Source organism: Pseudobutyrivibrio xylanivorans DSM 14809 (genome assembly GCF_900141825.1).
In the GTDB taxonomy this organism is placed as follows: domain Bacteria; phylum Bacillota; class Clostridia; order Lachnospirales; family Lachnospiraceae; genus Pseudobutyrivibrio; species Pseudobutyrivibrio xylanivorans.
In genome coordinates, this window is the sequence record NZ_FQYQ01000007.1 from 169,450 (window position 1) to 178,448 (window position 8,999).

General features: G+C 40.0%; 10 protein-coding genes. 2 read left to right on the forward strand and 8 right to left on the reverse strand.

Annotated features, from left to right (window positions below; translation table 11 throughout):
* Entirely contained in the window at positions 1-1,305 is a 1,305-nt protein-coding gene (locus BUA88_RS07495; protein WP_072915256.1) for an L-aspartate oxidase, read from the reverse strand.
* The gene (gene nadA / locus BUA88_RS07500; RefSeq protein ID WP_072915260.1) at positions 1,305-2,210 is read right to left on the reverse strand and encodes a quinolinate synthase NadA; all 906 of its coding nucleotides are present in this window, start codon (positions 2,208-2,210) and stop codon (positions 1,305-1,307) included. The genes BUA88_RS07495 and nadA overlap by 1 nt, the downstream gene beginning before the upstream one ends.
* A gap of 176 nt (positions 2,211-2,386) precedes the next feature.
* Here nadA and BUA88_RS07505 point away from each other — a divergent pair, with 176 nt between their 5' ends.
* Complete coding sequence (locus BUA88_RS07505) at positions 2,387-3,535, forward strand: acyltransferase family protein (protein ID WP_072915263.1); 1,149 nt, start codon at positions 2,387-2,389, stop codon at positions 3,533-3,535.
* A 40-nt stretch (positions 3,536-3,575) separates the two neighbouring features.
* On the opposite strand, the gene BUA88_RS07510 is transcribed toward BUA88_RS07505, so the two are convergent.
* From BUA88_RS07510 to BUA88_RS07535, 6 genes are all read right to left on the reverse strand, one after another.
* A complete protein-coding gene (locus BUA88_RS07510; protein WP_072915266.1) occupies positions 3,576-3,827 on the reverse strand; it encodes a TIGR03905 family TSCPD domain-containing protein in 252 nt (83 codons plus the stop codon).
* Positions 3,828-3,857: 30 nt separating this feature from the next.
* Positions 3,858-4,592: a YARHG domain-containing protein gene (locus BUA88_RS07515; protein ID WP_072915271.1), complete on the reverse strand. Its 735-nt coding sequence runs from the start codon at positions 4,590-4,592 to the stop codon at positions 3,858-3,860.
* Positions 4,593-4,690: 98 nt separating this feature from the next.
* Positions 4,691-5,836, reverse strand: coding sequence for an alanyl-tRNA editing protein (locus tag BUA88_RS07520; RefSeq protein WP_072915274.1), 1,146 nt, complete (start codon positions 5,834-5,836; stop codon positions 4,691-4,693).
* Between the two features lie 58 nt (positions 5,837-5,894).
* On the reverse strand, positions 5,895-6,899 hold the full coding sequence (locus BUA88_RS07525) for an asparaginase (protein WP_072915279.1): 1,005 nt from the start codon (positions 6,897-6,899) through the stop codon (positions 5,895-5,897).
* 2 nt (positions 6,900-6,901) lie between these two features.
* Positions 6,902-7,321, reverse strand: coding sequence for a hypothetical protein (locus tag BUA88_RS07530; protein WP_072915284.1), 420 nt, complete (start codon positions 7,319-7,321; stop codon positions 6,902-6,904).
* A gap of 19 nt (positions 7,322-7,340) precedes the next feature.
* A complete protein-coding gene (locus BUA88_RS07535) occupies positions 7,341-7,979 on the reverse strand; it encodes an HAD family hydrolase (RefSeq protein WP_072915289.1) in 639 nt (212 codons plus the stop codon).
* 84 nt (positions 7,980-8,063) lie between these two features.
* Between BUA88_RS07535 and BUA88_RS07540 the strand changes: the two genes are divergently transcribed.
* Positions 8,064-8,831, forward strand: coding sequence for a YlmH/Sll1252 family protein (locus BUA88_RS07540; RefSeq protein WP_072915294.1), 768 nt, complete (start codon positions 8,064-8,066; stop codon positions 8,829-8,831).
* Positions 8,832-8,999 lie beyond the last annotated feature (168 nt).

The following is an 8,999-nucleotide window of genomic DNA, read 5'->3' on the forward strand; positions in this document are numbered from 1 at the left end:
TTATATAGCCTCCTTCTTGGCTCTAAGAGTTTCTTCTTTCTTTATTTCGCCAACTACCATCGCATGGTAGTTTTCCATGATTGATGGCAGATCCTCATAACCATCAACATTTACAAGATTATCAAAATCATCTGTAGTTTTAAAGCACTTCGTATTTGCGATATCATGTGCTGCACGCTTTGCAAATACAAGGCTCTCTAAAAGAGAATTGCTGGCAAGACGGTTCCTTCCATGCACACCATTACAGCTGGTCTCACCTACTGCATAAAGCTGCTCCATGGTAGTCTTGCTGTCCTTATCTACATAAATTCCACCCATGAAGTAATGCTGGGCTGGAACTACAGGCACCCATGTTTCAAGCGGATCATAGCCTGCCTGCTTGCAGCGTGCATAGATATTAGGGAAATGATTTAAAATCTCCTCACGTGGGATTGGCGAAAAATCCAGCCATACATGCTCAGTTCCATCCTTTTCCATCTGAGCAAAAATAGCCTTACTCACCACATCTCTAGGCTGGAGTTCATCTGTAAAACGCTCTCCTGCCTTGTTTCTAAGAACCGCTCCCTCACCTCTTACAGATTCTGAAATCAAAAAGCTTCTGCCACTCTGGTTTGAGTAAAGAGTAGTTGGGTGAATCTGGACATAATCACAGTTTTCTAATCTTACATTGTGATACATAGCAAGTGCTAACGCATCACCTGAGATATGGCGGTAATTTGTGGAATGTGGATATACTCCTCCAAGTCCACCGCAGGCTAGAACCGTTACATCACCCTGAATGGCTGTGGTCTTTCCGTCCATATCTGCCACAACGATTCCGTAGCACACGTTATCCTTGCATACCCAGTCAACCATTGTGGTATGAGCCATGAGAGTAATATTCTCTCTCTCCTGGGCTCTGGCTAAAAGCTTGCTGGTAATTTCTCTTCCAGTAACATCTTCGTGGAACAAAATTCGATTATTAGAATGAGCACCTTCCTTCGTAAATACAAATTCACCATTCTTCTTTTCAAATTCTACTCCATAGCCCTCCAGGTCATTGATAATATCCTGAGAGCTTCTAATCATAATCTCTACAGACTCTACTCTGTTCTCATAATGACCTGCACGCATGGTATCTTCAAAGTATGCATCATAATCATCCTCATCTCTAAGCATACAGATACCACCCTGTGCCAAAAATGAGTCGCAACCGTCCAGAGCATCTTTTGAGATTACAAGTATATTCTTTTCCCTAGGTAAGCTAAGTGCACAGAAAAGACCTGCCACACCGCTACCTACTATAATCACATCGTATTTTTCCATTATTTTGCAAGCTCCAACATACGCTGAAGAGGCTTCAATGCCATCTCCTTTTTCTCTTCACTGACTTCCACTATCCCAGTGCCGTCACGGAGGCAATCGCGCACCTTCTCAAGAGTAACCTTCTTCATATTTGGACAAATCTGTACTGATCCAGCTGCGTAGAAAGTCTTATCTGGATTCTTCTGCTTAAGCTGATAAAGAACTCCAAGCTCTGTAGAAATAATGAATTCCTTCTTATCAGAGTTGGTAGCATAATCAATGATTCCCGATGTACTTCCGATATAATCCGCATACTCAAGTACATCAAGAGTACACTCGGGATGGATAAGCACCTCTGCTTCTGGATGAGCCTCCTTAGCACGCTTTACCATATCTGCAGTTACGTTCTTGTGAACATGGCAATATCCGTCGTTGAAAATAAAATTCTTCTCTGGAACTTTTGTAGCTATATATCTTCCAAGATTCTCGTCAGGAATGAAAAAGATATTCTTATTTGGAAGTGACTTTACAATCTTCATAGCATTTGCAGATGTTACGCACACATCCGAATGCATCTTAAGCTCTGCGGTAGAATTGATATAGCAAACTACAGCCACGTCATCATACTCACGTCTTACTTCCTCAATACGCTCTATCTCCGCCATATGAGCCATCGGGCAATCAGCCTTTTCGTCAGGCATAAGCACAGTCTTTTCTGGATTGAGAATCTTTGCAGATTCTCCCATGAACTTTACTCCTGCAAAAACAATAGTCTTTTCCTTTAGTCCCACAGCTACCTTTGCCAGATAGTAGCTATCGCCTATATAGTCTGCAATAGCCTGTACTTCATCGTTAACATAATAGTGAGCAAGGATTACCGCATCCTTCTCCTTCTTTAAATTCTGTATTTCTTCTACCAGTGTCATAACTTATTCTCCTTTTACAAACCGGTGTCATTTTCACCCACTATATCATATGTAAAGTCTACTGACAAGACAGTTGTAAAAACAGCAGAATAAATTGCTTCAAATTGGACTTTTTACTAGGAATATGTATAATAATGTATTTGCTAATAATAAGTTTTCACTGTTAGGAGAATCATATGTATAACAAGAGCTCAAGAGCTTCAAATATAGAGCTGCTTCGCATATTTGCAATGTTTATGATTATTAGCTATCACATCATTCTTCATTGCGTAAATGTCCAGCTTGTAAATCTCACTTCAATAGAAAAGCTACAGAATGGATGGTTCAACAATCCTCTGTTTTATAAGCAGCTACTGGCACTGGCACTGATTATGCCATTTGGCCTTGTAGGTAATGCGCTTTTTATTATGATTTCTGGATATTTTCTCGCAGACAGAGAAATCGACATGTTAAAGATATCTAAGAAATTATTATCACAGCTTTTATTTGCAGCTGTCACACTTGTACTTACCTCATCACTATTTATTTGGAAGTACACACAAATCGATGTAAACGAAAATCTATTCAGCTACATAAGGATTCAGTACTTCAACAAAATGTCCTGGTTTGTAGGCTACTATTTCATTATCATGCTTTTAGCATTTTGCTTTTTAAATAAGTTCCTTGCCAGTCTTGATAGAAAGAAGTATTTAGGATTCTTATTCACAATCCTTGCTATCTCACAACTTAGCTGGTCTGGTTCGCTTTTAGATGATTTGGCAAAGGGCCTTCGTACTGTTGTAATCGGCATTTTCCTTTATGCCTTAGGCGGTTACATAAAGAAATACAATCCTTTCGATAAGATTCGTGGATACGTTTTCTTCCTAGTTATCATTCTTACTAATGTGCTTATTGGTATTTCATATCACAATACTGTTATTGGAAAGATTCAGTCATACTATTACAATCAGAGTACTACTACAGCTCAAGTCACTGAATTTACTCAGTCTATTCCTAAGTTTGATAACTACAGCATTGTGGTAGTCATCATGGGTGTATGTATCTTCGAGCTCTTCAGAAGAATCAATCTTCCAGAGCTTCGCATCATTAATACAATAGCAAAAGCTACCTTCATGATTTATCTCTTACATGACAACGGCTTTGCCTACAGCATTTGGCAGACTCAGGATTGGATAACTCTTCTTTATAATGATTTCTGGGGATTCGCCTTAAAGCTCTTCATCTGGACAGCCGGTGTGTTTGGAATCGGTCTTGTAGCTTACTGGATATTTGTATTACTTACGTATGTAATAAAGAAATCAAAATGGTTATATATAAAAGGATAAAAAAAGAGGTCCCACCATATCAGGTGAGACCTCTTCGTTTTTACTTTGATAATGCTTCTTCAATTCCCTTTGCAAGCTGATCTGCACAGCTGGTGCCTTTCATACCACAAAGGTTTCCCTTTAATACTTCAACTGTGTGAGCAGCATCTGCTCCCTCAAGAAGCTTTGAGATAGCTTTTGTATTTCCATCACAGCCGCCTGTGAATTTTACATTGTGAAGCTTTCCATCTTCTACTTCAAAATCAATCTGACGAGCACATACGCCCTTTGGAATGTAAGTAAACTTTTCCATCTAAAACAATAACTCCTTTTACTGAACTTCTTACTGATCTATAGAATTTAATAAATCCAGATTCTTAACCTCAGTCTCAGTGAATGTCTTCTCTGAGAAATCTGCAGGCATAATTGATGGGCTATACCAAATCTGTCCCATGAAATAATTCATAAGATTAGAATCTCTGAAAGAATAGCCATGACGAGCATACATCTCGTTCTTTACGATATGAATGACATCCTTTGGAACACCCTCAAAATCTGAAGCTGAATACACCTTGCTTGTTGTATCAAATAAGTATGTGCAGAAACGTGCGTTGCCAGACACACCTCTTGTCTGCCAATAACTTTCAACTGCTGGCCAGTATGTTGTCTCATCTAAGTAATGAGAACGCTCAGATACTGCTGCAGCAATCTCTTCCTCTGACCAATTAGCAATATCCCCAACATAAACACCTGGGTCAACAACCTCAATTACAACATCACCGTAATCCTGTGTTTTTCCGTCCATTGACGAACCTGCTGAAATATCCTCGGAGCCATCACCAGCCTGCTCCTGTGCTGGCGCAGCTGCGTTTTCCTCGCTAACAGCAAGTGTCTTCTTCTCGTGATTAAGAATATTGAATGTAAGTACACCTGCTAAAATACCAACAGCTATTGCGATGCAACCCTCAACTAACCATCTTTTTACGTTTGGATTGTCAGCCAAAAAATCCCTGATATCATCAAATCTATCAAGCAACCAATCTCTAAAATCCAAAACTCTCTCTCTTACTTCTTCCATAATTCATCCCTTATATTTCTAAAATTCGTTATATTTCATAACTACATGAAATTATAACACATCTTTTCATAATTCTGTAGAAAATTATTACGCTTTTATTACAATGTTTGTTCAATTGCGCTTCTTGTAGCTTGTATAGACCCCTGGGCCATCTCTTTGCTACCGCCGCCCTTGGCGCCAAGTAGTTCACGAAGTCCAACAGCTATAGCACTGCAATCTCTCGTCTTACTTCCGATTACGAAGTTGTAGCCTTCCTCATCATCACCGGAGAAAATCGCACATAAGCCCTCATGTCTCTCCACTAATGCATTTACGCCATCGCGCATTGTTTTAGCATCCAAATCCTCAGTGAAGATTGTTACATCCGAAAGCTCCGATGGAAAACGTACTATCTGATTCATAAGAATGTCAGCCTTTATCTGTGAAATTTTATATTTCAGCTGTTTGTTATCCTCCAGGATTCCTGCGATTCTGCCTGGCATATCTTCCTCTGGACAGTTTAGCTGCTGATATGATTTTGCAAGTATCTCCATGCGACGATTGTAGTCATCAAGTGCTCTAAGTCCACAGAGAATATAGACTCTGGTGCCGCCCTTGTATTTTCCATAAGATACTACTTTGAGCATTCCTACCTGACCTGTAGTCTTCACATGTGGAGCGCAGCAGGCACAGATATCTACACCTTCGATTTCCACAAGACGAACATCTCCATCAATCTCCTTCTTGCTACGATAATCCGTAGCAGCAAGAGTAGCCTCATCTGGATAATATGTTTTCACCGGCACATCCTTGGCAATTATCTCATTGCCAGTTCTTTCAATAAGACGAACCTGCTCCTCGCTAAGCTCAATATTCAAATCAAGTGTTACGGTATTGTCGCTGAGATGGAATCCCACATTATCAGCTCCGAAAATTTTGTGAGCCAGTCCGGTAAATATATGCTCACCAGTATGCTGCTGCATATTTCCAAAACGATGTTCCCAATCTATTGTTCCAACAACCTTTTGACCAACCTCAATAGGCTTATCACAAAAATGGTAGATAACCTCGTTTTCGATTTGAACATCAGTCACACTTACCTGCCCCAGGATACCTATATCACTTGTCTGACCACCCTGCTCAGGAAAAAATAATGTCTGATCCAAAACAATCTTATAACTACCCTCAGCTTCCTCACAGGAAACTACCCGGGCCGTAAATTCAGTTGCAAAAGAATCATCATCGTATAAAGCTATTGTTTTCATCCACTCTTCTCCTATATAAATTTAGGGCTTCTGCCTTTCAGCAAAAAGCCCTGCTAGTCTAGTTCTTTCTAAAAAGAATATCTCTGTTGATTTCTGTATAAAATGCTTCTCGGAGACGCTTATTGCTATAATTCATGCTGCGCAGCCACATGAGCTTTGTCATGGTAGCCTCCAGTGTCATATCATAGGACTCAATCATGTGGAAGTCCTGCTTTACCTGACGACCTACCTCATAGATAGTCATATTGCTGCCTTCGTTGGCTACCTGTGTAGTCATAACAGCAAGCTTATCTGTACCCTTCCACTTCTTCATCTCTTCGTAGAAAGTCTCCATAAGTGTCTCTGGCATACCTCCCACGCCAAAGCTTTCGATTACTATGATATCGTAGTTCTCGAAAAGATAGCTGAGAATCTCCGGCTTCATACCAGGATAAAGCTTAAGCAATGTAACCTTATCAGACATATCATAGTAAAAGCTTGGTATTCCACGAACTGGCACCTCTGGAATATATCTGATAATAATTCCATCCTGAATAACTGCAAGATATGGGAAATTAATGCTTGAAAATGCATTGTAGCTTTTTGCTCTTTCCTTCTTTGCTCTTGTTCCGCAGATGACCTTGCCATCGAATACAATGCTTACATTCTGTGAATCATCATCTGATGCATAAATAAATGAATCTAATAGATTTGTCTTGGCATCAGTAACATCCTTGCTGATAGGCTTCTGTGAGCCTGTAACAACAATTGGCTTTGCTGAATTTTGAATCATGTAGCTAAGAGCCGCTGCTGTATAGGCAAGTGTATCTGTTCCGTGACACACTACAAATCCATCATAATTAGCATAATTTTCTTCTATCGTATTTACGATATCTTTCCAAAGTACAGGTGTCATGTTAGAGCTGTCTATATTCATTACCTGAATAGTCTCTACCTGACATACATTTTTAACTGCAGGGATATAAGCTAAAATATCCTCCGCTGTAAGTCCTGGTGTAAGTCCTGCATCTGTCTGTTTTGAAGCAATGGTACCGCCTGTACCAATCATAAGTATCTTTTTCATTATTAGTTCTTTCCGATTGGGATTCCGAAAATCTTTGTCTGGAAGCCCTCATATAAAGTATTGTAATCTGTATAATTTATATTGCTCTTAAAGTAACCGTTCCAAGTATCTCTCAGTGTATCGCAGATGGCTTTTCCCTCCTGCTCCTCGCAAAGGATAGTTGGGAACACGTAATAAATCATAAAGTAATTAAGATTCATTAAATCTGCTGAACGAACCTTACCAAATTTCTTGAACGCAATAAAAACATCCTCACAAAATTTCTGAGACTCAGTTGCCACATCATCAGCCTTTACCAAATCAGAAAGCTCTTCATATCTCTCTTCCTTAAAACGATTTGTGTTTGATTCATAGCCGGCCTTATTGTGAACCTTGCTAAGGTATACTACATCCTCAAAAATCTTGTCTACATTGTAACTCATAACACCTTCTCCATTTCTATTACTCTATTATTTCCTTAAGCTCACTTATGTCATCTATCTTTGCCACATAGCTGTCGATAGAATCGCCATAACCATAAGCTGCCCAGATGAAATCAACTCCTGCCTTGTCGCATGCATCCTTATCCCCCTGGATGTCACCTAAATAAACTGGATGCTGAATATTATTCTTAGCCACAAGTCCTTTTATATTATCTGCTTTTCCGAGACCATTGTCACCATAACAAATGAAATCTGTAAAATATTTTCCATGACCGGTGCGCTCCAAGTATGTCTCGATGTATCCAGCCTGACAGTTGCTGACAATATAAAGCTTTGTACGCTTGCTAAGGTCCTCAAGTACATCCTCAAGCCCAGGATATGTAGTATCCATATCGCTGACAGCCAAATCTGCCATCTCATACTCCTCGCAAAGCTCTAGTGTCTTGTATCTCTTTGCTGGGTCAGAGTCAGGAATGCTGGCATCAGCTATGTCAGTCATTGTCTTACCAAACAATCCCATCAGCATCTTAGGTGTGAAGACCACATCATATCCCATTTCCTTAGCAGCTCTGGTCCAACTACCGGCAAAAACAGGGATGTTGTCCCAGATAGTTCCATCCATATCAAAAATGATACCGTCTGTTCTAATTTTGCTCATAAAACTAACCTTACTTTCTAATATCAACTAGGTGCTATTTTACATTATTTCACGTATAATGGGAACTCATAGAAAGGATTTATTATGAACGACGACGAGCAGCTTTTATATAAAAGATTAATCGAGCTCTCAAACAGAGCTTATCAAAACAATATATACACTTTTAGTGATTTCCTTAGCCTTAGTCAGCAGGAGGTTATGTACCAGGCCGCACGTGATAAGGGCTTTGCTCCTATCTCCTATGATTTATTTGGAGGCTATGAAAACTGCGAGAGAAAAATGGTTCGCTTTGGAAGTGAATCAGATTTTGGCTATGACGTTGAATTTCCTATCAAGTGCATCAAGGTAGAACCCCTTGCAAAGAAATTCGCTAAGGAATATACCCACAGAGATTACCTAGGCTCTCTTATGAGTCTTGGAATTGATAGAAAAAAATTCGGCGATATCTTCGTGGATGGCATGGACGCTTACATCTATGCCGATGAATCTACCGCCGATTATCTTCTTGAAAATTTTGTATCTGTAGGACGTAATTCTGTGAAATGCTCCATCTCTGAGCTTCCAGAATCCTACAAGCGTGCAGCCCTTAAGGAAGCCACTATCCAGGTTGCCTCTCCTCGTGCCGATGCAGTCATCGCCAAGGTCTACAACCTTAGCCGCAAGGACACTATCCCTTACTTCACAGAAAAGAAGGTTTCCGTAAACGGTCACATTGTAGAAAACAATGACAAGCTTCTCTCTGCAGGGGACTCAGTATCTGTCCGTGGCTTTGGGAAATTCAACATCGTGGAAGAAGGTGGGCTAAGTCGTAAGGGTAAGCTTAATCTTGTTGTTGAAATATTTGGACGTTAAAGATGAGTTTATCTCAGAGGTTTAGTCTATGGCTAAACCTCTCTTTTTTTCACACTGCTTGATACAGCTTATCAGCTCAGTCTCAAAGTCAATGCTCCCCTTCGGCGCTTCGCGGCATTGACTTCTCGACTTTTAGCTGATATGTGATAATCAAGCAGGGGTGAAAAT